Annotated in this window: 20 protein-coding genes; 12 read left to right on the top strand and 8 right to left on the bottom strand. The window is 69.0% G+C overall.

The window, feature by feature from the left end; all coding sequences use genetic code 11:
* Positions 1 to 21: 21 nt before the first annotated feature.
* On the bottom strand, positions 22 to 453 hold the full coding sequence (gene cadR, locus HWX39_RS21240) for a Cd(II)/Pb(II)-responsive transcriptional regulator (protein ID WP_175969840.1): 432 nt from the start codon (positions 451 to 453) through the stop codon (positions 22 to 24).
* An 81-nt stretch (positions 454 to 534) separates the two neighbouring features.
* Between cadR and HWX39_RS21245 the strand changes: the two genes are divergently transcribed.
* A complete protein-coding gene (locus tag HWX39_RS21245; RefSeq protein ID WP_175969841.1) occupies positions 535 to 3,078 on the top strand; it encodes a heavy metal translocating P-type ATPase in 2,544 nt (847 codons plus the stop codon).
* A 10-nt stretch (positions 3,079 to 3,088) separates the two neighbouring features.
* Positions 3,089 to 3,454 carry a zinc ribbon domain-containing protein gene (locus tag HWX39_RS21250; protein WP_175969842.1) on the top strand — a complete coding sequence of 122 codons (366 nt, stop codon included), beginning with the start codon at positions 3,089 to 3,091 and terminating at the stop codon, positions 3,452 to 3,454.
* Between the two features lie 115 nt (positions 3,455 to 3,569).
* Here HWX39_RS21250 and HWX39_RS21255 read toward each other — a convergent pair whose 3' ends face one another.
* Positions 3,570 to 4,448: an AraC family transcriptional regulator gene (locus HWX39_RS21255; RefSeq protein ID WP_175969843.1), complete on the bottom strand. Its 879-nt coding sequence runs from the start codon at positions 4,446 to 4,448 to the stop codon at positions 3,570 to 3,572.
* 276 nt (positions 4,449 to 4,724) lie between these two features.
* Here HWX39_RS21255 and HWX39_RS21260 point away from each other — a divergent pair, with 276 nt between their 5' ends.
* From HWX39_RS21260 to eutC, 4 genes are all read left to right on the top strand, one after another.
* Complete coding sequence (locus tag HWX39_RS21260; protein WP_175969844.1) at positions 4,725 to 6,188, top strand: mechanosensitive ion channel; 1,464 nt, start codon at positions 4,725 to 4,727, stop codon at positions 6,186 to 6,188.
* Positions 6,189 to 6,429: 241 nt separating this feature from the next.
* The gene (eat, locus tag HWX39_RS21265) at positions 6,430 to 7,842 is read left to right on the top strand and encodes an ethanolamine permease (protein WP_175969845.1); all 1,413 of its coding nucleotides are present in this window, start codon (positions 6,430 to 6,432) and stop codon (positions 7,840 to 7,842) included.
* Between the two features lie 90 nt (positions 7,843 to 7,932).
* Complete coding sequence (locus HWX39_RS21270; protein WP_175969846.1) at positions 7,933 to 9,330, top strand: ethanolamine ammonia-lyase subunit EutB; 1,398 nt, start codon at positions 7,933 to 7,935, stop codon at positions 9,328 to 9,330.
* On the top strand, positions 9,327 to 10,118 hold the full coding sequence (eutC, locus tag HWX39_RS21275; RefSeq protein ID WP_175969847.1) for an ethanolamine ammonia-lyase subunit EutC: 792 nt from the start codon (positions 9,327 to 9,329) through the stop codon (positions 10,116 to 10,118). The genes HWX39_RS21270 and eutC overlap by 4 nt, the downstream gene beginning before the upstream one ends.
* 63 nt (positions 10,119 to 10,181) lie before the next feature.
* On the opposite strand, the gene HWX39_RS21280 is transcribed toward eutC, so the two are convergent.
* Complete coding sequence (locus HWX39_RS21280; protein WP_175969848.1) at positions 10,182 to 11,066, bottom strand: LysR family transcriptional regulator; 885 nt, start codon at positions 11,064 to 11,066, stop codon at positions 10,182 to 10,184.
* Between the two features lie 155 nt (positions 11,067 to 11,221).
* Here HWX39_RS21280 and HWX39_RS21285 point away from each other — a divergent pair, with 155 nt between their 5' ends.
* Positions 11,222 to 12,835 carry an MFS transporter gene (locus HWX39_RS21285; protein ID WP_175969849.1) on the top strand — a complete coding sequence of 538 codons (1,614 nt, stop codon included), beginning with the start codon at positions 11,222 to 11,224 and terminating at the stop codon, positions 12,833 to 12,835.
* A 99-nt stretch (positions 12,836 to 12,934) separates the two neighbouring features.
* On the opposite strand, the gene HWX39_RS21290 is transcribed toward HWX39_RS21285, so the two are convergent.
* Entirely contained in the window at positions 12,935 to 13,363 is a 429-nt protein-coding gene (locus tag HWX39_RS21290) for a pyridoxamine 5'-phosphate oxidase family protein (RefSeq protein ID WP_244135061.1), read from the bottom strand.
* Between the two features lie 322 nt (positions 13,364 to 13,685).
* Between HWX39_RS21290 and HWX39_RS21295 the strand changes: the two genes are divergently transcribed.
* The 3 genes from HWX39_RS21295 (at position 13,686) to HWX39_RS21305 (ending at position 17,328) form a co-directional block, all read left to right on the top strand.
* Positions 13,686 to 15,212, top strand: coding sequence for an aldehyde dehydrogenase family protein (locus HWX39_RS21295; RefSeq protein WP_089424179.1), 1,527 nt, complete (start codon positions 13,686 to 13,688; stop codon positions 15,210 to 15,212).
* 321 nt (positions 15,213 to 15,533) lie between these two features.
* Positions 15,534 to 16,088 carry a hypothetical protein gene (locus HWX39_RS21300; protein ID WP_175969851.1) on the top strand — a complete coding sequence of 185 codons (555 nt, stop codon included), beginning with the start codon at positions 15,534 to 15,536 and terminating at the stop codon, positions 16,086 to 16,088.
* Positions 16,089 to 16,293: 205 nt separating this feature from the next.
* A complete protein-coding gene (locus HWX39_RS21305; RefSeq protein ID WP_175969852.1) occupies positions 16,294 to 17,328 on the top strand; it encodes a helix-turn-helix domain-containing protein in 1,035 nt (344 codons plus the stop codon).
* Positions 17,329 to 17,618: 290 nt separating this feature from the next.
* Here the strand turns inward: HWX39_RS21305 and HWX39_RS21310 are convergent, their stop codons facing one another.
* Both HWX39_RS21310 and HWX39_RS21315 read right to left on the bottom strand, forming a co-directional pair.
* A complete protein-coding gene (locus HWX39_RS21310; protein ID WP_175969853.1) occupies positions 17,619 to 18,716 on the bottom strand; it encodes an ADP-heptose--LPS heptosyltransferase in 1,098 nt (365 codons plus the stop codon).
* Positions 18,713 to 20,416, bottom strand: coding sequence for a thiamine pyrophosphate-binding protein (locus HWX39_RS21315; protein WP_175969854.1), 1,704 nt, complete (start codon positions 20,414 to 20,416; stop codon positions 18,713 to 18,715). Before HWX39_RS21315 ends, HWX39_RS21310 begins: the two co-directional genes overlap by 4 nt.
* 335 nt (positions 20,417 to 20,751) lie before the next feature.
* Here HWX39_RS21315 and vapB point away from each other — a divergent pair, with 335 nt between their 5' ends.
* Positions 20,752 to 20,988: a type II toxin-antitoxin system VapB family antitoxin gene (gene vapB, locus HWX39_RS21320; RefSeq protein WP_175956716.1), complete on the top strand. Its 237-nt coding sequence runs from the start codon at positions 20,752 to 20,754 to the stop codon at positions 20,986 to 20,988.
* Positions 20,988 to 21,389 carry a type II toxin-antitoxin system VapC family toxin gene (locus HWX39_RS21325; RefSeq protein ID WP_175969855.1) on the top strand — a complete coding sequence of 134 codons (402 nt, stop codon included), beginning with the start codon at positions 20,988 to 20,990 and terminating at the stop codon, positions 21,387 to 21,389. The genes vapB and HWX39_RS21325 overlap by 1 nt, the downstream gene beginning before the upstream one ends.
* A 67-nt stretch (positions 21,390 to 21,456) precedes the next feature.
* On the opposite strand, the gene HWX39_RS21330 is transcribed toward HWX39_RS21325, so the two are convergent.
* On the bottom strand, positions 21,457 to 22,845 hold the full coding sequence (locus HWX39_RS21330; protein WP_175969856.1) for an L-serine ammonia-lyase: 1,389 nt from the start codon (positions 22,843 to 22,845) through the stop codon (positions 21,457 to 21,459).
* A 30-nt stretch (positions 22,846 to 22,875) separates the two neighbouring features.
* A complete protein-coding gene (locus HWX39_RS21335; protein WP_175969857.1) occupies positions 22,876 to 24,018 on the bottom strand; it encodes an alginate lyase family protein in 1,143 nt (380 codons plus the stop codon).
* Positions 24,019 to 24,136: the final 118 nt, after the last annotated feature.

Below are 24,136 nucleotides of genomic sequence, written 5' to 3' on the forward strand. Positions count from 1 at the left end.
CTATCATATTTCACAAGGGTTTCAGCCGAGGTGCGAGCGTTTCGCGGCCGGGGCGACGGTTTCCATCGTCGCGAGACCGTGCACGATGCCGCAATCCTCGACCGAATGCTCGCCGACACACTGGCGCCGCAATTCGGTGAGCTGGTTGCGCAGGTGCGTGAGTTCCGCGAGGCGCGCGTCGACGTGCCCGATGTGGTCGTCGAGCAGCGCATTGATCGAATCGCACGGATCGGCAGGCATGTCGGTGAGTTGCAGCAGCGCGCGGATTTCGTCGTGCGCCATGTCGAGCGCGCGGCAGTTGCGGATGAAGCGCAGCCGTTCGACATGCACGTCGGTGTAGTTGCGGTAGTTCGAGTCGGTGCGCTCCGCGTCCGGCATCAGTCCCTCTTTCTCGTAGAACCGGATCGTCTCGGGCGTGCAGCGGGCCGCTTTGGCCAGTTCGCCAATCTTCATGCCTTTCTCCCGTGTAAGGGTTGACCTTGTAGTGGCTTCAGGGTGTTAACTCTACACCGTCAAGCCATAAAGGAGGTTGTCATGACCGACGCCCAGCGTACCCACGACCCACGACACCGTCATGCCGACGGCGCCGATACGTGCTGCGCCGACCCGCGCGACACGCAGCTGGCGACCGTTGTCGACGCGGTGCCGGTGGCCGGCGAGCACGCGCACGGCAAGGCCGCCTCGCGCGGCCACGATCACGATCACGGCCATGCACACGACGATGCGCATGTGCATGGGGCATCGTGCTCGCACGGGCGTGCGAAGCATGACGATGCCGGCCACGATCATGCACACGACGACAGGCATGTACATGGCGCCGCGTGCTCGCACGACCATGCCGGTCACGACGACGACCACGACCACGCGGCCGGCGACTGCTGCGCGCCTGCCGCGCTGACGCTCGCGCCGCTGCCGGTCGCGCAGGCGACCGCGTCGGGCCACGTGCGCTCCGCGTTCCGGATCATGCAGATGGACTGTCCGACCGAGGAAACGCTGATCCGCAAGAAGCTCGGCGGGATGAGCGAAGTGTCGGCGCTCGAATTCAACCTGATGCAGCGGATGCTGACCGTCGAGCACGTGCCGGGCGCACAGCCGGCGATCGAAAGCGCAATCCGCACGCTCGGGATGACCCCCGAGGCGGCAACGGCCGGCGCACCGGCGCAGCGCGTCGCCGACGCACCCGCGAAGCCGTGGTGGCCGCTGGCGCTGGCCGGCGTCGCCGCGATCGCGTCCGAAGGCGCGACCTGGGCCGGCCTGCCCGTATGGCTGTCGGCGGCGCTCGCGCTCGCGGCGGTGCTCGCTTGCGGGCTCACCACGTACAAGAAGGGCTGGATCGCGATCCGCAACGGCAACCTGAACATCAACGCGCTGATGAGCATCGCGGTGACGGGGGCGATGGCGATCGGCCAGTGGCCGGAAGCCGCGATGGTGATGGTGCTGTTCACGATCGCCGAGCTGATCGAAGCGAAGTCGCTCGACCGGGCGCGCAATGCGATCCAGGGCCTGATGCAGCTCGCGCCGGACATCGCGACCGTGCGTGACGCCGACGGGTCGTGGCGCACGATCGAGGCCGCGCGAGTGGTGCTCGGCGCGGTCGTGCGCGTGAAACCGGGCGAGCGGATCGGGCTGGACGGCGAAGTCGTCGCGGGCCGCTCGACGGTGAACCAGGCGCCGATCACCGGCGAGAGCCTGCCCGTCGAAAAGACCACCGGCGACGCCGTGTACGCGGGCACGATCAACGAATCGGGTTCGTTCGAATATCGCGTGACGGCCGTCGCGGCCCACTCGACGCTCGCGCGGATCATCCATGCGGTCGAGGAAGCCCAGGGCGCGAAGGCGCCCACGCAGCGCTTCGTCGACCAGTTCGCACGCGTCTACACGCCGATCGTGTTCGCGGTCGCGCTGCTGGTCGCGGCGGTGCCGCCGCTCGTCATGGGCGGTGCGTGGCAAGACTGGATCTACCGCGCGCTGGTGCTGCTCGTGATCGCGTGCCCGTGCGCACTGGTGATCTCGACGCCGGTGACGATCGTGTCGGGGCTCGCGGCCGCGGCGCGGCGCGGGATTCTCGTGAAGGGCGGCGTGTACCTGGAAGAAGGGCGCAAGCTCGCGTGGCTCGCACTCGACAAGACCGGCACGATCACGCACGGCAAGCCGGTGCAGACCGACTTCGACCTGCATGCGGACGACGCCGATGCGGCACGTGTACGCCACCTCGGCGCGAGCCTCGCGGCGCGCTCCGATCACCCGGTGTCGCAGGCGATCGCCACTGCTGCCCGCGACGCCGGCGCGACGGCCTTCGCCGATGTGCAGGACTTCGAAGCGATCGTCGGGCGCGGCGTGCGCGGCACGATCGACGGCACGCGCTACTGGCTCGGCAACCACCGGCTCGTCGAGGAACTCGAGCGCTGCTCGACGGCCCTCGAGGCGAAGCTCGATGCGCTCGAGCGGCAGGGCAAGAGCGTCGTGGTGCTGGTCGACGAAGCGCGCGTGCTCGGCATCTTCGCGGTGGCGGACACGATCAAGGACACGAGCCGTGAAGCGATCGCCGATCTGCATGCGCTCGGCATCCGCACCGCGATGCTGACGGGCGACAACCCGCATACCGCGCGGGCGATCGCGCAGCAGGCCGGCATCGACGACGCGCGCGGTAACCAGTTGCCGGAAGACAAGCTCGCGGCGGTCGAGGAACTGTCGGCCGGCGGCGCGGGCGCGGTCGGGATGGTCGGCGACGGGATCAACGACGCGCCGGCGCTCGCACGCGCCGACATCGGTTTCGCGATGGGCGCGATGGGCACCGACACGGCGATCGAGACGGCCGACGTCGCGCTGATGGACGACGACCTGCGCAAGATCCCCGCGTTCGTGCGGCTGTCGCGTGCGACGCATCGTGTCCTGGTGCAGAACATCGGCTTCGCGCTCGGCGTGAAGATCGTGTTCCTCGGCCTCACGGTCGCGGGGCTCGGCACGATGTGGATGGCGGTCTTCGCCGACGCGGGCGCAAGCCTGATCGTCGTGGCCAACGGTTTGCGGCTGCTGTCGTCCTCGGGGGCGTTCGGCGGCGCGCAGGCCCAGCGTTGAGGAGTACGCGATGAGCTTTCTGAAACGAATCCTGGGCGGCCACGGCGGGGGGCATGGCGGCGGCCACGGCAACAGCGGCCACGGTGGCGGCCACCACGGCGGGCAGCGCCGGGACGGGCATGGCGGCCACGATGCGCGCGGCCGCGATCGCTACGGTTGGGGCTGGCAGGCGCCGGCCGACGGGCAGGGTGGCCAGGGCGGCAACGTGCCGCTGAGCCAGCTCGCGTGCGCGGGCTGCGGCGCGCTCAATGCGGCGGATGCGCGTTTCTGTGCGCAGTGCGGCGCGTCGCAGCGCGCCAAGGCTTGCAGCCGCTGCCAAGCGGCGCTGGCTGCCGACGCGCGTTTCTGCCCGGGCTGCGGGACGCAGGCCGGATAACGTGCGATCGCCGGCGTGATTGCCCGCATCGGAACCGTCGCCGGGAGCATGGTGCCTGCAACGGGCGTCGTCCTGGAACAGCGCGCCGGCTCGCCCCGGCACCCCGGCCCTTCGATCAGCGCAGCGGCAGGTAGATCTCGGTGCGCAGGTCGGTCGGCGCCGCATTCATCGGCGTATTGAGGTACAGCTCGAACGGCGGCGCGTCGGCGGCTTCGCGGCCCGAGTGACGCAGCCAGTCGCCGTAGAGCCACTGGTAGGCCGTCTTCAGGTCCGCGTACGGCCCGGTGTGCAACAGCACCGCATATTCGCCGCCCGCCACGGTCACGCGCTCCACCGGCGGCGCGGGTTCGATGTCCGGCGCGCTGTCGGTCGGGATGAAGCAGGCCTTCGCGCGCAACTGCGCTTCGGGCGTCGTGTCCGGATCGTCGTAATAAATGCCGATCATCTTCGCGCCGGGGCCGATCAACCCGTGCTGCCCGACCCACGCGCCGATCCGCGTGAACGCTTCGCTGACCTTCAAGTACGAACCGGTGTGCGCTACCGCATAGCCGTGCAGTTCCGGCAGCTGCCGGATGTCGACTTCATGCTTGAACATGTCTGCTTCTCCTCGCTGTAACGGATAGATGGGCCGGTGGCTGCCCGTGCGCCGGTGCTGCACGGGCGGCACCCCGTATGCGTCGCGAAACGCCCGCGTGAACGCGTGCGTCGAACCGTAGCCCGCGCGCCGTGCGATCTCGTCGAGCGGCCGCGCGGTGCAGACGAGATCTTCGGACGCGCGCACGATCCGCATCCGCCGCACCGTCAGCACGATCGACTCGCCATACAGCGCGCGATACACGCGCTGCCAGTGATACGGCGACAGGCACGCGACTTCGGCAAGCCGGTTCAGGTCGAGCGGGCCGTCGAGGTGCGCGCGAATGTACTCGTGGACGCGCGCCACGCTGGCCGCGTAACGGATCCAGGCGGGCTGGTCGGGTTTCGTTTCGACGGTCATCGGCGTATCCGGGCGGGAACCGACGTCACGGTAGCACGGGCCGAATTGATAAATCTTGCGGAAATGCGCAGGAGGCCGACAAATCAGGCCCCTTTTTATTGTGACGAAATGGGGTCTTGCCCCCCCGAGATCTATGACTAAAGTTAAAGACGGTGAAATCGGATGATCGCGTCATTTTTCTCGGGTAAGTTGCTCCGGCAGGGCAGCACGTTTTCGAAGTACGCAGGTAGTTCGTCGATGTTCAATCGCAACACCACGTTTTCGGGAGAAGAAGAAATGGATGCTTCCAGCTTCATCACGTCGCTGCAGACCACGCTAGGGGGGTATCTGCCAAAGATCGCCGGCGCGATTGGCATCCTGGTGATCGGCTGGCTGATCGCCGTCGTGGTGCGGGCCGGCGCGATGCGCCTGCTCGGCGCGCTGAAGGTCGATCAGCGGATCAACGAAAGCACCGGCCAGGGCGCCTGCGTCGAGCGCATCATCGCAGGCGGCCTGTTCTGGCTCGTGCTGCTCGTCACCGCGGTGGGCATCTTCAACGTGCTCAACCTGTACGCGGTCTCCAACCCGTTCTCGCTGCTCGTCACGCACATCGTCAACTACCTGCCGAACCTGATCGGCGGCGGGGCGCTGACGCTGATCGCGTGGCTCATCGCGTCGATGCTGCGCAGCCTCGCGAACCGCACGCTGAAGGCGAGCAAGATCGACGACAAGCTGTCCGAAGGCGCGGGCATGCGGCCGATGAGCGGCTATCTCGGCGACGTGCTGTTCTGGCTCGTGATCCTGATGTTCCTGCCGGCGATCCTCGCGTCGTTCGCGCTGTCGGGGCTGCTGTCGCCGGTGCAGGGGATGGTCGACAAGCTGCTCGCGATCGTGCCGAACCTGTTCGCGGCCGCGGTGATCGGCCTGGTCGGCTGGATCGTCGCGCGCGTGCTGCGCGGCCTCGTGACGAACCTGCTCGTCGCCGCGGGCGCCGACCGCCTCACGCAGGGTCTCGACAGCCCGACGCCGGTGCGCGTGTCGAGCCTGATCGGCACGATCGTCTACGTGTTCGTGTTCGTACCGACGCTGATCTCCGCGCTCGACGCGCTGAAGATCGACGCGATCTCGGTGCCGGCCACCAACATGCTGAACCAGTTCCTCGGCGCGGTGCCGGACATCGTCGCGGCGATCGTGATCGTGCTCGTGACGTTCTACTTCGCGCGCTTCGTCGCGTCGCTCGCTCAGAAGCTGCTCGAAGCCGCGGGCGCAGACGGGCTGCCGGCCGTGCTCGGCGTCGAGCGCGTGTTCTCGGGGATCCTGCAGCCGTCGGTGCTGGTGGCGCGGCTGATCGTGTTCTTCGCGATGCTGTTTGCGTCGGTCGAAGCGGCGAACCGGCTCGGGTTCTCGCAGGTGCGCGACGTCGTCACGCTGTTCATCGAATTCGGCGGCCACGTGCTGATGGGCGGCGTGATCCTCGTGATCGGCGTGTGGCTCGCGGGCCTCGCGCGCCGCGTGATCGAGCAGGCCGACCGCGAGCACAGCGTGCTGTTCGCGCGCATCGCGCAATTCGCGATCCTCGGCCTCGTGTTCGCGATGGGGCTGCGCGCGATGGGCATCGCGAACGAGATCGTCCAGCTTGCGTTCGGCCTCGTGCTCGGCGCGATCGCGGTGGCGGTGGCGCTGTCGTTCGGTCTTGGCGGGCGTGAAGCGGCCGGCAAGCTGCTCGATCGCTGGTTCAACCAGCGCGGCGGCGGGCAATAAGCCTGTCGCGTGCCGTCCGGCCGCTTCGCGCGGCCGGCGGCGCCGGCCCGCAGGGCGCGGTCGGGCGTGCGCGCCCGGCACATCGGCGCGCGTCGCATGGCCGGCCGGGCCGGCATTTCCGTCAGCGAAATGTCAGCCGCGATCTTTGCCGAATTTCGATAACACGTCGTTTAATGACTCTCTAGCATCGATTCTCAGTCGCGCAGGCCGCCAGGCCCGGCGCCTTTGAGGAGAGAGTCCGATGAAAGCAGAGTCGAATGGCCGGCCCGCCGCCGGCGCCAAGTCGTCCGGCCAGCCCGCGCTGCAGCAGACGCTCGGGACCTGGCAACTGTGGGGCATCGCGGTCGGCCTCGTGATTTCCGGCGAATACTTCGGCTGGAGCTACGGCTGGGCGAGCGCCGGCACGCTGGGCTTCGTCGTCACCGCGCTGTTCGTCGCGGCGATGTACACGACCTTCATCTTCAGTTTCACCGAGCTGACGACGTCGATCCCGCACGCGGGCGGCCCGTTCGCGTATGCGCGCCGCGCATTCGGCCCGACCGGCGGCTATCTCGCCGGCGCGGCGACGCTCGTCGAGTTCGTGTTCGCGCCGCCCGCGATCGCGCTGGCGATCGGCGCGTACCTGCACGTGCAGTTCCCGGGGCTCGAGCCGAAGCATGCGGCAATGGGCGCGTATCTCGTGTTCATGGCGCTGAACATCGTCGGCGTGCAGATCGCCGCGACCTTCGAGCTGGTCGTCACGCTGCTCGCGATCTTCGAGTTGCTGGTGTTCATGGGCGTCGTGTCGCCGGGCTTCGCGTGGAGCAACTTCATGAAGGGCGGCTGGTCGGGCGCCGATCACTTCAGCGTGGGCGCGTTCCACGGGATGTTCGCGGCGATCCCGTTCGCGATCTGGTTCTTCCTCGCGATCGAAGGCGTCGCGATGGCCGCCGAGGAAGCGAAGAACCCGAAGCGCTCGATTCCGATCGCCTACGTGGCCGGGATCCTGACCCTCGTCGCGCTCGCGATCGGCGTGATGGTGTTCGCCGGCGGCGCGGGCGACTGGACCAAGCTCGCGAACATCAACGATCCGCTGCCGCAGGCGATGAAGTACATCGTCGGCGCGAACAGCGGCTGGATGCACATGCTCGTGTGGCTCGGGCTGTTCGGTCTGGTCGCATCGTTCCACGGGATCATCCTCGGCTATTCGCGCCAGATCTTCGCGCTGGCCCGCGAAGGCTACTTGCCGGAATGGCTCGGGAAGGTGCATCCGCGCTTCAAGACCCCGCATCGCGCGATTCTCGCGGGCGGCGTGGTCGGCATCGCGGCGATCTACAGCGACGAGCTGATCCAGTTCGGCGGTCAGACGCTGACCGCGAACATCGTGACGATGTCGGTGTTCGGCGCGATCGTGATGTATATCGTGAGCATGGCGTCGCTGTTCAAGCTGCGCCGCTCGCAGCCGAACATGGCGCGGCCGTTCCGCGCACCGCTGTACCCGATCTTCCCGGCATTCGCGATTCTTGCGGCGCTCGTCTGTCTCGGTACGATGGTGGTCTTCAACGGGCTGGTCGCGCTGGTGTTCGTCGGCTTCCTCGCGGTGGGCTACGCGTACTTCCTCGCGACCCGTTCGCAGCGCGCGAGCGCGCCCGGCGACGTGCTGCTGGAGGAATGAGCATGGCGAAGGTGAACGGCCGTTCCTGACGGCATCCGGCGCGCCCCGTCGAACGGGCGCGCCGTCGGCTTTTGGCAAGGAGACTCGCAGATGTCCTATACGGAGACGATCGGCCCGCGCACGTACCGCTTCGCGGACCTGAAGACGCTGCTCGCGAAGGCGAGCCCGCTGCGTTCCGGCGACCAGCTCGCCGGTGTCGCGGCGGCGAGCGAGGAGGAGCGCGTCGCCGCGAAAATCGCGCTCGCGGGCGTGCCGCTGAAGGCGTTCCTGAACGAAGCGGTGATCCCGTATGAGGACGACGAGGTCACGCGCCTGATCGTCGACGATCACGACGCTGCCGCGTTCGCGGAAATCTCGCACCTCACCGTCGGCGACTTCCGCAACTGGCTGCTGTCGCCCGCGGCCGACGGCGCGGCGCTCGAACGGATCGCGCCGGGCCTCACGCCCGAGATGGTCGCGGCCGTGTCGAAGCTGATGCGCAATCAGGACCTGATCGCGGCGGCGAGGAAGCGCCGCGTCGTCACGCGCTTTCGCAACACGGTAGGGTTGCCGGGCCGGATGTCGGTGCGGCTGCAGCCGAACCACCCGACCGACGACGTGAAGGGCATCGCCGCATCGATGCTCGACGGGCTGATGTACGGCTGCGGCGACGCGATGATCGGCATCAACCCGGCCACCGACAGCCTCGCGGCGATCGTGAAGCTGCTCGCGATGATCGACGGGTTCCGCGAGCGCTACGGCGTGCCGACGCAGTCGTGCGTGCTCACGCACGTGACCAACACGATCGCGGCAATCGAGAAGGGCGCGCCGGTCGATCTCGTGTTCCAGTCGATCGCGGGTACCGAGAAGGCGAACGCGAGCTTCGGCATCTCGCTCGCGCTGCTCGGCGAGGCGCGCGAGGCCGCGCTGTCGCTCGAGCGCGGCACGGTCGGCAACAACCTGATGTACTTCGAGACGGGGCAGGGCAGTGCGCTCTCGGCGAACGCGCACTTCGGCGTCGACCAGCAGACCTGCGAAGTGCGCGCATATGCGGTGGCGCGCAAGTTCGAGCCGTTCCTCGTGAACACGGTGGTCGGCTTCATCGGCCCTGAATACCTGTACGACGGCAAGCAGATCATCCGCGCGGGGCTCGAGGATCACTTCTGCGGGAAGCTGCTCGGCGTGCCGATGGGTTGCGACATCTGCTACACGAACCACGCGGAAGCCGACCAGGACGACATGGATACCTTGCTGACGCTGCTGGGTGCGGCCGGCATCAACTTCATCATGGGCATTCCGGGCGCGGACGACGTGATGCTGAACTACCAGAGCACGTCGTTCCACGACCAGCTGTACGTGCGCGAGGTGCTCGGCCTGCGCCGCGCGCCGGAATTCGAGGAGTGGCTGGAGACGATGGAAATCGCCGACGCGCACGGCGCATTGCGCGCCGCGACGTCGCGTGTGCCGCTGCTCGCGGGCGCGAACGACTGGATGGGGATTTCGGCATGAGCGACGCCGTCGAGAAGAACCCGTGGGCGCAATTGAAGTCGTTCACGAACGCACGGATCGCGCTCGGTCGCGCGGGCAACAGCCTGCCGACCGCGCCGCTGCTCGCGTTCAACCTGTCGCATGCGCAGGCGCGCGACGCGGTGCACCAGCCGCTCGATGCGGACGCGCTGCGGCGCGAGATCGAGACATGCGGGTTACCGACGCTCGGCGTGCAGAGCGCCGCGCCGGACCGCGACCACTATCTGCGCCGGCCCGACCTCGGCCGCAAGCTGTCGGATGACAGTCGCGGGCGGCTGGCCGGCTACGGCGCGGCGCTCGACGACGCACCCGACGTCGTGTTCGTGGTCGGCGACGGGCTGTCGGCGTTCGCGGCCGCGAAGCAGGCGTTGCCGTTGCTGCAGGCGGTGCGGCCGCGGCTCGATGCGGACGGCTGGCGGATCGGCCCGGTGGTGGTCGCGACCCAGGCGCGCGTCGCGCTCGGCGACGAGATCGGCGAGCTGCTGCGCGCGAAGGTCGTCGCGATGCTGATCGGCGAACGGCCGGGGCTCAGCTCGCCGGACAGCCTCGGCGTGTACCTGACGTGGGCGCCGAAGGTCGGTTGCCACGACGCGCTGCGCAACTGCATCTCGAACGTGCGGCCCGAAGGGCTGCCTTACGCGGCGGCCGCGCACAAGCTGCATTACCTGATGACGCATGCGCGCAGGCTCCAGCTGACGGGCGTCGGGCTGAAGGACGACAGCGATGCGTTGCTGCCGCAGGCGCAGGCGGAGCGGATCGGGGCGGACTGAAAACGGCCGTGCGGGTCGCTGGTGCGCGGCGGCATTCGCGCAGAGCGAGCGGCTTGCGGGGGGCTACCGGAACAGCCGCTCGCACAGGAAATCGACGAACACGCGCAGCTTCGGCGACAACTGCCGGCTCGACGGCCACACGATCGAGAATTGCCCCGGCGCGATCCGGTAGTCGTCGAGCACGGTCACGAGTGCGCCGCGTTCGAGCGCGTCGTGCGCGAGGAAGTCGGGCATGTAACCGATGCCGAGCCCCGCGAGTACTGTCCCGCGCAGGGCCTCCATGTTGTTGCAGGTCAGCGCGGTGCGCAGTTTCAGCGGCGTGCCGTCGTCGGCCGCGAGCGCCCAGTCCTGCAGCTTGCCGGTGGTCGGGAAGCAGTAACGCACGCACTCGTGCGTTTCGAGATCGCGCGGCGTGCGCGGCGTGCCGGCCTGGGCGAGATACGCGGGCGTCGCGCACAGCACGAACGCGAACGGGCCGAGCCGCCGCGACATCAGGCTTGAATCGGACAGCGGGCCGCTGCGGATCACCGCGTCGAAGCCGCCTTCGACGACATCCACCATCCGGTCGTTGAAATCGAGATCGAGTTCGACGTCCGGGTAGCGCTGACGGAATTCGGGCAGCACCGGCAGCAGGAACCGGTAGCCGATCACCGGCAGGCTCACGCGCAGCTTGCCGCGCGGGCGCTGCGCCGACGCCGTGACAGTCGCTTCCGCATCGCGGAAATCCTCGAGGATCCGCTGGCAGCGTTCGTAGAAGTGCCGCCCTTCTTCGGTGAGCGTGACGCGCCGCGTCGTGCGGTTGAACAGCCGCACGCCGAGCGACTGCTCGAGTTTCGCGATCGTCTTGCCGACCGCCGACGCCGAGATGCCGAGCGCGCGGCCGGCGGCGACGAAGCTCAGCGCTTCCGCGGTGCGGACGAAGGCGACGATGCCGGTCAGGTTGTCCATCGAATCGAAGGGCGTGCGCCGACGCGCGTAGTCGAGTGAATTGCGGAATTTTAGTCCGTTATATGCGGAACTTTGCGTGGTTTTTCGCGGATTGAATCGGATTTATCTTCTGTCGCTCTGACGGCGCATCCGCGCCGGCTTTTCGAGGAGCGATGATGGATCACCCTTTTTCAGCCGCTTCAGACCCGTCGGCACGCCGGCGCGCGTGGGTGCTGGCCGCCGTCTGCATGGCCGCCGTCGCGCTGCCGCTGTCGTTTTCGGGCGGCGCGGTCGCGACGCCGGCGATCGGCCGCGACCTGCACGGCGGCACGGTCGCGATGAACTGGATCACCAACGCGTTCATGCTCGCGTTCGGCAGCTTCCTGATGGCGGCCGGCGCGCTGGCCGACCAGTTCGGCCGCAAGCGCCTGTTCGCGATCGGCGTCGGCGGTTTCACGCTGATGTCGGTTGCGCTCGCGTTCGCGCCGTCGATGCTCGCGGTCGACCTGCTGCGCGCCGCGCAGGGGCTCGCGGCAGCCGCGGCGCTCGCGGGCGGCACGGCCGCGCTCGCGCAGGAGTTCGACGGCGCGGCGCGCACGCGCGCATTCAGCCTGCTCGGCACGACCTTCGGCATCGGGCTCGCGTTTGGGCCGGTGCTCGCCGGCGCGCTGATCGGGCATGTCGGCTGGCGCGCGATCTTCGTCACGAGCGCGGTGGCCGGCGGGCTGTCGCTCGTATTCGGGCTGCCGCGCATGCACGAGTCGCGCGACCCGCATGCGACGGGGCTCGACTGGCCAGGCACGGCTGCGTTTACCGCCGCGCTGACGCTGTTCACGTTCGGCGTGATCGAGGCGCCCGCGCGCGGCTGGACGAGCGCGCTCGTGATCGTGCTGCTGGCCGGCGCGGCGCTCGGCGCATGCGCATTCGTGATGATCGAGACGCGCGTCGCGCGGCCGATGCTCGACCTGTCGCTGTTCCGGATTGCGCGCTTCGTCGGCGTGCAGGTGCTGCCGGTGTCGACCTGCTGCTGCTATATCGTGCTGCTCGTCGTGTTGCCGCTGCGCTTCATCGGCATCGACGGTTTCAGCGAGATCGACGCCGGCTGGCTGATGCTCGCGATTTCCGCGCCGATGCTGGTCGTGCCGCTCGTCGCCGCGACGCTCACGCGCTGGCTGTCGGCCGGCGTGATCTCGGGGCTCGGGCTGCTGATCGCGGCAGCCGGGCTCGTGTGGCTGGGGATCGCGCTGCGCGGCGGCGCGGGGCCTGCGGTGATCGCGCCGATGCTCGCGATCGGCGTCGGGGCCGGGATGCCGTGGGGGCTGATGGACGGGCTGTCGGTGAGCGTCGTGCCGAAGGAGCGCGCGGGGATGGCGACGGGGATCTTCAGTACGACGCGCGTGGCCGGCGAGGGGATCGCGCTCGCAATCGTCGGTGCGGTGCTGGCCGCGCTCGCGCGGGCGGGGTTGGCGCAGGCGGCGGGTGCTGCGGGCACACCCGACGCGACGCTGCGTGCGGCTGCGCGGCTCGCGACCGGTGATCTGGCGGGTGCGGCAGCCGCGCTGCCGGGTGTCGGGCATGCGGCGCTGCTCGCGAGTTACGCGCATGCGTTCGATCGGCTGCTGATCGGGCTGGCGGTCGTTACGGTGCTGTGTGCGGGGGTGGTGTTTGCGTTTCTCGGCGGGCGGCCGGCGGCGGCTGAAACGGGTGACGACGCCGGCGAGCACGCGCACACCGACGTGCCGGTGCGCAGCCGGATCGAAGCGGCGTGTGCGCAGACGCACGGACGTTGAGCCGCGCGTCGTCGCGCACGGGTGCTCCGGCCACGGCGGCCGGCGTGCCGTCTTGTTTCGTCATCGCTGTGCTCGCACGTTGACGCTCCGTCACGCGCATCACGCCAGCACCAACGGCGGCAGCGTCGCATCCGCCCGTGCCTGCGCCCGTTCCACGTCAACCACCACATAGCGCCGCGCGGCGGGCCACAAGTGCGCGTGGTTTTCCGCCGCCTCGTCGATCGTCGCGCGGCCCTGCACGAGCCAGGTCGTCTGGCGCACGAAGTCGACGAACAGCAGCGCGATGGCCGGATTCACGAGCAGGTTGCCGATCGTGTTGAACAGGTTGTTGCCCGCGAAGTCGGGCAGCACGAGCGTGCGGCGGTCGGGCATGTCGACGAGCGGCTCGAACGAGCCGTCCGCGCGTGGCTCGCGGCCGCGGTACGAGCAGTCGCTGTTGCCGTCCGCGTCGGCGGTCGCGACGATCAGGAACGCCTGTTCGCGAATGAACGCGATGGCGTCGTCGGTCAGGGGGCCGCGGTCGTTCATGGTGTCGTCCGGCGCACACGCCGTTGCGTGGGAATGCGCGTTGTGCACGCAAGCGACATGCCACGCGGCGTGGCCTGCCTCCATGCGCAGGTGCGCCTGCGCACTGTGGAAATTTCGAACACCGCCCCGGCGCGCGGCGCAGTCGCGCTGTTCAGAATCGGCACACCCGCCGTGCGGCATCGATGAACACGGCACGGTGCGCACGCGGGCCGGCTGGGGTCGCCGTGTTTCCGTCCTGTTTGGCACGCATGTTGCGTAAACGAAGGCAGCGCAATTCGAACCGGCGCTGTACTCACACAAGCACGATAAACAGGAGACATGTATGAACCCGTTTGACCTGAAGCAACTGGGCCTCGACGTCGAATACCCGTACCGTCAGCAATACGACAACTACATCGGCGGCAAGTGGGTTCCGCCGGTGAAAGGCGAGTACTTCGAGAACGTATCGCCGATCAACGGCCAGCCGTTCTGCCGCATCCCGCGCTCGGGCGCCGACGATATCGAGCTGGCGCTGGACGCCGCGCATGCCGCGCGCCGCAAGTGGGGCAAGACGTCCGTGGCCGAGCGCGCGAACCTGCTGCTCGCCGCCGCCGACCGGATGGAAAAGAACCTGAAGCTGCTGGCCGTGGCCGAGACGATCGACAACGGCAAGCCGCTGCGCGAGACGATGGCGGCCGACCTGCCGCTCGCGATCGACCACTTCCGCTACTTTGCAGGCTGCATCCGCGCGCAGGAAGGCGGCATCTCCGAAATCGACGACAACACTGTCGCGTATCACTTCCACGAACCGCTCGGCGTCGTCGGCCAGATCATTCCGTGGAACTTCCCGCTGCTGATGGCCGCCTGGAAGCTCGCGCCGGCGCTTGCCGCCGGCTGCTGCGTGGTGATGAAGCCGGCCGAGCAGACGCCCGCGTCGGTGCTCGTGCTGATGGAGCTGATCGGCGACCTGTTCCCGGCCGGCACGATCAACATCGTGAACGGCTTCGGCAAGGAAGCGGGCGAAGCGCTCGCGACCAGCAAGCGCATCGCGAAGATCGCGTTCACGGGCTCGACGCCGGTCGGCAAGCACATCCTGCGCGCGGCGGCCGACAGCCTGATCCCGTCGACGGTCGAACTGGGCGGCAAGAGTCCGAACATCTTCTTCGCCGACGTGCTCGACCAGGACGACGCGTTCCTCGACAAGGCGCTCGAAGGGCTCGCGATGTTCGCGCTGAACCAGGGCGAAGTGTGCACGTGCCCGTCGCGGATCCTGATCCAGGAATCGATCTACGAGAAGTTCATCGAGAAGGCCGTCGCGCGCGTCGAGCGCATCAAGGCCGGCCATCCGCTCGACCTGCAGACGATGATCGGCGCGCAGGCATCGCAGCAGCAGCTCGACAAGATCCTGTCGTACATCGACATCGGCCGCGGCGAAGGTGCGCAATGCCTGACGGGCGGCGAGCGCACGGCGCCGGCGGCGGAACTCGGCACGGGCTACTACGTGAAGCCGACGATGCTGCTCGGCAACAACAAGATGCGCGTGTTCCAGGAAGAGATCTTCGGGCCGGTCGCGTCGGTGATGACGTTCAAGGACGAGCAGGACGCGATCGAGCTCGCGAACGACACGTTCTACGGGCTCGGCGCGGGCGTGTGGACGCGTAACGGCACGCGTGCGTACCGGATGGGCCGCGAGGTCGAGGCCGGCCGCGTGTGGACCAACTGCTACCACCTGTACCCCGCGCACGCGGCGTTCGGCGGCTACAAGCAGTCGGGGATCGGCCGCGAGACGCACAAGATGGCGCTGTCGAACTATCAGCAGACGAAGTGCCTGCTGGTGAGCTACCAGGCCGAGGCGCTCGGGTTCTTCTGAGCCGCGCGCGGGCGTCCTGGCCGGCCGGCAGTGGATTGCCGGCCGGTCGGGGCGCAGGGTTTCGGCGTCAGCGGCGAAGCGTCGGATGCCGGATGGTCGTCGAACGCGTGTCGCGCCGGGCGATGGCGGCTGGCTGGCCGACGACCGGTGCGCGGATGCGTGCCGCACGGCCGACCGGCGATCCGGAGTTTTGCCGTTTCCGCCCATTCGCAGTCGCAACCCGACACCGGCCGCGAGTTGCCGCGGCCTTCGACGGAAACGAACCCGATGGCCGTTTGCTCGCGGCGGCATGTTGAGCCGGCGCGCCGGACGTAAAACCCCATGTCAGAACCGCCCCGATCCCGTCCGCGCCATCCCGTGTTCCACGCGGGTGAACTCGACGCGCACCACCGCTTTGGCGTCGCCGACGAAGCCGAGCGGATGAGCGACGTCGTGACGACGCGGCTGAGCATCGGTGTGCGGCAGTTCATCGAGACGCAGCCGTTCATGTTCGTCGGCACGGCCTGCGGCGGGCCGGCGGGCGTGACCTGCGACATCGTGCAGAGCCGGCGCGACGCGAACGGCGACCTGCTGCCGGTCGTGCGCGTGATCGATACGAAGACGCTGCGCTTCGTGCTGCCGGTGCACGGCGACGGCGACGACGGCCGGGGCGACATTGCGCGGTGCGATGGCAGCGGCGTCGGGTTGCTGTTCGTCGACTTCATGCGCGGTATCCGTTACCGGATCAACGGGCGCGCGACGCTGCACACGGACCTGTCCGATGCGGACGCGGCGCCGTGGCCGGCTGGCAGTGCGATCGTCGAGTTGGCGGTCGCGCAGGCGTACGGCAATTGCTGCACGCGGGTCGTGCGGCTGCGGCGCGCGAACGGTGGCTAGCCGGCCGTCGCGTGTCGCCGGCGGGGCGGAGCGCACCGGGTGCGCCGGCGTGGCGCGTGCCGCACCGGCGGGGTGCGTACGGCAGGGCGTTTGGGTACGCCTACATGGCGCGCGCAGGCCGCGCAGCGCCGAATGACGGGCGATGCATCGTTCGGCACGGGACTTGCGTGACAGGCGGGGTTCCGGGCAGGTGAGGGAGGACACGATGGACCAACACGTGGCGTGCAGCGAAGAACCGACGGCCGAAGACACGCGGCGCAGCGCGCAGGGCGACGATGCGCTGGCCGGGCAGGCGGTCGTCAGCGTGGCGCACGACGCCGACGAGCAGGCACGCAACCTGATCGGCTGGCGGCAGACTTACGACCAGCTCGCGGCTGGCCGCTTCGTCGGCACGCTGACCGAGCTGCCGCTCGACACGATGAAGCTGTTTCGCGAATCGACGAGCCACCTGCTGCGCCAGGCGTGCGAGGTGCGCGGCGATGCGTACTGGTTCGGCATCCCGCTCGTGTGCGATGGCACCGCGCGCGTCGATGCGTGCCGCATCGGGCCGGGTGCGCTCGCGTTCCGGCCCGGCAACGTCGAGTTTGAACTGGTGACGCCCGCGCAGTTCTCGATCTACGGTGTCGTCGTGCGCGGCGACGTGCTGCGCCGCTATGCGGAGGAGGTCGAGCGCCGCGCGCTCGACGAGCGGCTGTTCACGCAGCGCGTGATGCAGGTCGGCGATGCGCGGCTCGCGCGCCTGTGCGCGCTGCTCGGCCGCCGGCTCGATGGTGCGGTGGCGATGGCCGGCCCGCTGGCCGATGCGCAGCGCGACGACCTGCAGGCCGAGGTGCTGGCCGCGCTGTTCGATGTGTGTGCGCAACCGGCCGACGACGCCGCCGGCCGCGCGCCATCGATGCGGCGCTGGATCGTCGAACAGGCACGCGACTACGTGCTCGCGCATCGTACGCGCCCGGTTGGCGTGCCCGAGCTGTGCGAGCAGTTGCACGTGAGCCGGCGCACGCTGCAGTACTGCTTCCAGGACGTGCTCGGCATGGCGCCGGCCACCTACCTGCGCACGCTGCGGCTGAACGGTGCGCGGCGTGACCTGTGCGGCCGCGCGGCCGGTTCGGTGCAGGACGTGGCGGAGGCATGGGGCTTCTGGCACCTCAGCCAGTTCGCGACCGATTACCGGCGGCTGTTCGGCAAGCGTCCGTCGGAGACGCTGCGCGATCGCGCGGCGATGGTGACGGTGGGGTAAGCGTGGGGCGGTAGTCGAAGCGGTTCCGGTTTCGATGTGGACTTCGGCTCAGGCACTGGCACCGGCACTGGCACTGGCACTGGCACTGGCACTGGCACTGGCACTGGCACTGGCACTGGCACTGGCACTGGCACTGGCACTGGCACTGGCACTGGCACTGGCACCGGCACCGGCACCGGCACCGGCACCGGCACTGGCTCAGGCTCAGGCTCAGGCTCAGGCTCAGGCTCAGGCGGCGCGGACACACAGCGCGCTTTCGGCGTCGCCGCTGCCCGCCGCACCCTGTTTCCCTATTCGGCCGTAGCCGCCGCCTTGCGCGGCGCGGGCCACGCCACCGCATCCCAATCGATCGCGCGATAGGCCGCCTCGACCGCCGCGAGATCGGCCGGGCGCTCGCTGCGATGCAGCCCGAGCAATTCGGCGGGCACGTCGAGCGCGACCGGCACGCAACGCGGATAGTCGCGCACGCGCAGCGCCGGCCCGATCGTCGTGAAGCATGCGAGCGTCGGCACGTCGAAACCGTCGGCGAGATGCAGCGCGGCCGTGTCGGGCGCGAACAGCAGGCTGGCACCCTTGACCCATGCGATGAACCGGGCCGTATCGTCGGCCGCATCGGCGCTCACGTCGACATAGGCGGGATGCGCGACGGGCCCGAACCCGGCCACCGGCAATCCGTAGCGCTGCGCGAGCTGTTCGACGAACGTTGCCCGCAGTGCGGGCGGCACGCTACGCAATGCGGTGCTCGCGGTCGGACAGAACAGCACGTACGGGCGCTGCCATGACGCAGGCAACGCAGGCAGCCGCAGCCGCGCGAGCCAGCGGTTGCGCTTGGCCGATGCCGGCACCGACGCGGGTTCCACGCCGAGCGCGTCGAGGAAGAAATCGATCATCGGCAGCCGCGCGAAAGCGGGCCAGTACAGGTGATTGCCGACGTCGATGCACGGCGCGTCCGCCAGCAGCGCGTCGGCGGGGTACGGCAGGGTGCGGGACGGCGCGACGATGTCGGCCGCGAGCGCATACAGCGCCTCGACATAGCGCGGCGCGCGGGCCGGCCGGTACAGCGTGAAGCGCAGGCCCGGGTGCGCGTCGCGCAGCGCGGCGAGGGCGGTGAGCCCGATCACCGAATCGCCGAGCGTGACGCCCATCCCGTTAATCACGTGCACGTGCCGTGCGTTGTCGTAGTCGAGCCGGAACGGCCGGTGCGCGGCGTGCAGCAGCCTGCGTGCGGCCGTGGCCGGCACGTGGCCGACGGCACGCGCGCCGCCGTGCTCGAGGTCGTAGGGCGCGACGAACGTGCCGTCCGGTGCGAGCAGCGTGCCGGGGAGCGTGAGTGCGTCGTCGTGCGACAGCGCGACGTCGGGCGGCGCGGCGTGCGTGTCCACCGTCATCCGCCGCGCGCGCGGCGGCCCTGTTCGCGGATCTGCTCGAGTGTCGCCGCCGGCGTGCTGGCGTCCTGCGGGATGCGGATTTCGATCAGGGCGGGCCGCCCGCAGGTCAGCGCACGTTCGAGCGCGGGCGCGAAATCGGCGGTGCGCTCGACGGTCTCGCCATGCGCGCCGAACGCGCGCGCATACGCGGCGAAATCGGGATTCGTGAGCCCCGTGCCATGCACGCGTCCCGGGTAGTTGCGCTCCTGATGCATGCGGATCGTGCCGAAATGCCCGTTGTTGACGACGATCACGACGATGTTCAGCCCGTACTGCATCGCGGTCGCGAGCTCGTTGCCGGCCATCATGAAGCAGCCGTCGCCCGCGAGCGCGACGACGGCGCGCGACGGGTACAGCGACTTCGCGGCAAGCGCAGCCGGCACGCCGTAGCCCATCGCGCCGCTCGTCGGCGCGAGCTGCGAGCGGAAGTGCCGGTACGCGAAGTGGCGATGCAGCCAGATCGCATAGTTGCCGGCGCCGTTGGTGAGGATCGCGTCGTGCGGCAGGCGCTCGCGCAACTGCACCATCACGTCGCCGAGCTGGACGTCGCCGGGCATCGGCAGCGGCGCATGCCATTCGCGATACGCGCGGTGCGCGTCGGCGGCGGTGCCGGCCCACGCGGGGTGCTCGGGCGCCTCGAGCGCGGCGAGCGGCGCGGCGATCTCGGGCATGCCCGACACGATCGGCAGGTCGGCCGCATATACGCGGCCAAGCTCGTCCGCGCCCTGGTGCACGTGGATCAGCGTCTGGCGCGTCTTCGGGATGTCGAGCAGCGTGTAGCCGCCGGTCGTCGCTTCGCCGAGGCGCGGCCCGATCACGAGCAGCAGGTCGGCGTCGCGGATGCGCTTCGCGAGCGCGGGGTTGATCCCGAGCCCGACGTCGCCCGCGTAGTTCGGGTGCGCGTTGTCGATCGTGTCCTGGTAGCGGAACGCACAGGCCACCGGCAGTTGCCAGCGCTCGACGAAGGTGCGCAGGTTCGCGCACGCGTCGGGTGTCCAGCCGCTGCCGCCGACGATCGCCAGCGGCCGCTCCGCGCGCGCGAGCCGCTCGCGCAGTTCGTCGAGCTGCGCGGCCGACGGTGCGGCCGCGACGCGTTTCGCGGCCGGCACGACGGGCTGCGGCGCGCACGCTTCGGACAGCACGTCTTCGGGCAGCGCGAGCACGACCGGGCCGGGACGGCCGGACGTCGCGACGTGGAACGCATGGCTCAGGTATTCGGGGATGCGGCGCGGATCGTCGATCTGCGCGACCCATTTCGCCATCTGGCCGAACATCCGCCGGTAGTCGATTTCCTGGAAGGCTTCGCGGTCGAGGTGCTCGCGTGCGCACTGGCCGACGAACAGGATCATCGGCGTCGAATCCTGGAACGCGGTGTGCACGCCGATCGAAGCATGCGTCGCGCCGGGCCCGCGCGTGACGAACGCGATGCCGGGGCGGCCGGTCAGCTTGCCGACGGCCTCGGCCATGTTCGCGGCGGCGGCCTCGTGGCGGCAGACGACCGTCTGGATGCGCGCGGTGTTGTCCGCCAGCGCATCGAGTACGGCGAGGAAACTCTCGCCCGGCACGCAGAACACGCGTTCGACGTGATTGGCGAGCAACGCATCGACGAGCAGTCGCGCGCCGGTGGTGGCGGGCTGCTCGAGATCCTTGGAATGCGACATGGGCTGCCGTCTCCCTGGGTAGCGGGACGTACAGCTTACGCCTGTCGGCGGGGCGGTGAAAAGTGTCGGAACGCGGAGTGATTCGGACGGTGCCTCGCCCCCGTTCTCTGGTTGCGGTTGGCCGAACGGCCAGCTTGTGCTCGTTGGCGCGACGATGAAAAGTACGCGCTACGGATATTGAGCCGGACGCTGAATCGGCATGTCGACCTTCAGCGGCGGGTTGATGTTGACGCGTCGGGCAGACCGCCATCGGGAGGCGTATGTACACACATGGATTTACATCTCGGCCTGCATCATATAATGTACATACACTGTACATCCGGGCGGAGATCGACATGCACACCACGAGGGTATTTCGGAACGGCAACTCGCAGGCCGTGCGCATTCCTGCGGACCTTGCCTATGAACGCAGCGATATCGAGCTGGAAATCGAGCGCGTCGGCGACGAAATCCGCATTCGGCCGATGCGGCGACCCCTGACTCGGGTACTCGAGAAATTCGCGAAATTCGGGCCGGACTTCATGACCGAAGGGCGTGGCGAGCATGAGCAGGCCGAACGCGAGGGTTTGTGATGCCGCGCTACATGCTCGACACCAACATGTGCATCTATCTGATGAAAAATCAGCCGGAGCAGGTGGCGAAACGTTTTGCGCAGTGCTACACCGGCGACGTCGTCATGTCGGCGATCACTTACGCCGAACTCGAGTACGGCGTGACCGCATGTGCGAATCCCGCGCGGGAGCGTCGCAACCTCGCCGCATTGATCGAGGATATTCCCGTCGCGCCTTTCGACGTCGCGGCTGCGCACGCGTATGGTCCGGTCCGAGACGCAACGCGCGAGCGGAAGAAGGACCACCTCGACAAGCTGATCGCCGCGCATGCGGTGTCGCTCGATGTCGCCCTCGTCACCAACAACGAGCGGGATTTCGTCAGCTATCCGGGGTTGCGACTGGAGAACTGGCTGAACGATTAGTGTCCGGAGCCGTGCCCGGCGGCCTGGCGGGATATCGATCCGCCCCGCATGGCCGCCGGCGCCGGCATCAACACTCGACGATATTCACCGCGAGCCCGCCGCGCGACGTTTCCTTGTACTTCGTCTTCATGTCGGCGCCCGTCTCGCGCATCGTCTTGATCACGGAGTCGAGCGACACGTAGTGCGAGCCGTCGCCGCGCAGCGCCATGCGCGCCGCGTTGACGGCCTTCACCGACGCCATCGCGTTGCGCTCGATGCACGGGATCTGCACCATCCCGCCGACCGGGTCGCAGGTGAGGCCGAGGTTGTGCTCCATCCCGATCTCGGCCGCGTTCTCGACCTGTTGCGGCGTGCCGCCGAGCACGGCCGCGAGCGCGCCGGCCGCCATCGAGCACGCGACGCCCACTTCGCCCTGGCAGCCGACTTCCGCGCCGGAGATCGACGCGTTGAGCTTGTAAAGAATGCCGATCGCGGCGGCCGTCAGCAGGAAGTCGATCACGCCCCGTTCGTTCGCGCCGGGCGTGAAGCGTGTGTAGTAGTGCAGCACGGCCGGGATGATGCCGGCCGCGCCGTTGGTCGGTGCAGTGACGACGCGGCCGCCGGCCGCGTTTTCCTCGTTGACCGCGATCGCGTACAGGTTGATCCAGTCGATCATCGACAGCGGATCCTGCAGCGCGCGCTCCGGGCTGCCCGTCAACGTGCGGTACAGCTGCGGCGCGCGGCGCTTGACCTGGAACGGGCCGGGCAGGTTGCCGTCGGCTTCCGGGTTGCCGATCCCGCAGCCGCGCGACACGCACGACTGCATCACGGCCCAGATCTTCAGCAGGCCGTCGCGCGTCTCTTCCTCGGTATGCCACGCGCGCTCGTTTTCCCACATCAGCTGCGCGATCGACTTGCCGGTCGACTCGGTCAGCGCGAGCAGCTCGGCGCCGGTGCGGAACGGGTGCGTCATCTGCTCGGCCGCGCTCAGCACCTTCGTGTTCGGTGCGCCGGCCGTCACGACGAAGCCGCCGCCGACCGACAGGTAGGTGCGCTCGACCAGCACCGCGCCGCTCGCGTCGGACGCGCGCAGTTTCATTCCGTTCGGGTGCTCGGGCAGCGCCTGGCGGTAGAACGCGATGTTCTCCTTCAGCACGAACGGCACCGGGTGCGTGCCGAGCAGCGCGAGCTGCTTCGACTTGCGGACGTCTTCCAGCCGCGCGTCGATCGTGTCGGGATCGACGGTGTCGGGCGCGTCGCCGAGCAGGCCGAGCATCACGCCGCGGTCGGTGCCGTGGCCCTTGCCGGTCGCGCCGAGCGAGCCGTACAGCTCGACCTTCACGTGGGCCGTTGCGTCGAGCAGCCCGTCGCGCTCGAGGCCCTGGACGAACATCAGCGCCGCGCGCATCGGCCCGACCGTATGCGAACTGGACGGACCGATACCGATCTTGAAGAGGTCAAAGACGCTGACTGCCATGTTGATTTCTGCCTTGCTTTAAGAGTAGTGCTAGCGCGCCTGCAATGGCAGGCACGCGGCGAGCCATGCGGGCGGCGTTGGGGAAAGCTGCTGCGCGACGCGGGCATAGCGCCCGTCGAGCCGCGCGGCCAGATGAAAGAGTTCGGTGGCGTTTTTCGGGTCCCACTGCCCCGTGTAGCCCGGCAGGCCGGCCTCGCGGCGCTTCGCGTCGAACGGCACCGGCGAATTCACGAATTCCTCGTGCGTCTTCTCGCCGAGCGCGTACGGCACGAGCCAGTCGAGCGCGGCCGCGAGCGTCGCGCCGTTTGCGCCACGCTCGCGCAGCCAGTTGCGGTTGAAGCGGCGCGCGGCGAGCGCGGCCGTCACCAGCGGCTGCAGGTCGTACACCGCATAGTGCAGCGCATCGCGTTCCTCGAAGTCCCACGTCTTGCCGTCCGGGCCGATGTTGTCGGCGAGATGCTCGACGAACAGCCGCTGCGCGGCGTTCATCATCTTGCGGTCGCCGAGCGTGAACGCGGACAGCGCGATCAGCTTGATCCGGTGGCTTTGCCAATTGTTGCGCCAGGTGCCGGTGAGCGGGCGCTTCTGCGCGTCGATCTGTGCGACATAGCCGGCACCGAGCTTCGCGATGAACGCGGCCGTCGCGTTGCGGGTCTTCACCGGCAGCGCGCTCGCGGTCATGTCGTACGCGACGATCAGGCTGTCGAAGCGCGTCTCGTCGATCGGGTTGAAGCTCGGCTGGTAGGTCGCGACCCACGCGGAAAGAAAGCGGTCGACGAGCTGCAGGTAGCGCGGCGCGTTCGTCACGCGCCACGCGAGCGCGGCGTCGCGCATCAGGTCGAGATCCTTCAGCGCGTCGACGCTCTGGTCGTAGATGCCTTCGTGCGGCAGCGTGCCCTCGGTGTGCACGCGCGGCATCGCCTTCGGCTGCTCGCCGATGCGCGCGTCGACGCTGCGGATCAGCGCCTGGACGCCCGGCTCGGCCTGGGTCGTCTCGCTCGCCTGCAGTGCCGGCGCCGCGCAGAAATTCATCGCGGCGCGCGCGCTGCCGGACGCGCCGAGGCCGGCGGCGGCAAACGACAGCGACGCGACGAGCATCGGCGCGAACCGGCGTGCGCGCGTGCGCGGCCGGCTCTGCATTGCACCCTGGCCCGGAAACATCGGACGCACCATGCGGAACTCCTTCATTGGCTGGATCGCGTGTGATGTTAGCCGGATTGGCGGGCGAACGCGCACCGGTTCGGGCGGCGAATGCAAAAACCGCACGCAACACGGAGTTGCGTGCGGTGCG

Source organism: Burkholderia sp. BCC0322 (assembly GCF_902833045.1).
GTDB lineage: Bacteria > Pseudomonadota > Gammaproteobacteria > Burkholderiales > Burkholderiaceae > Burkholderia.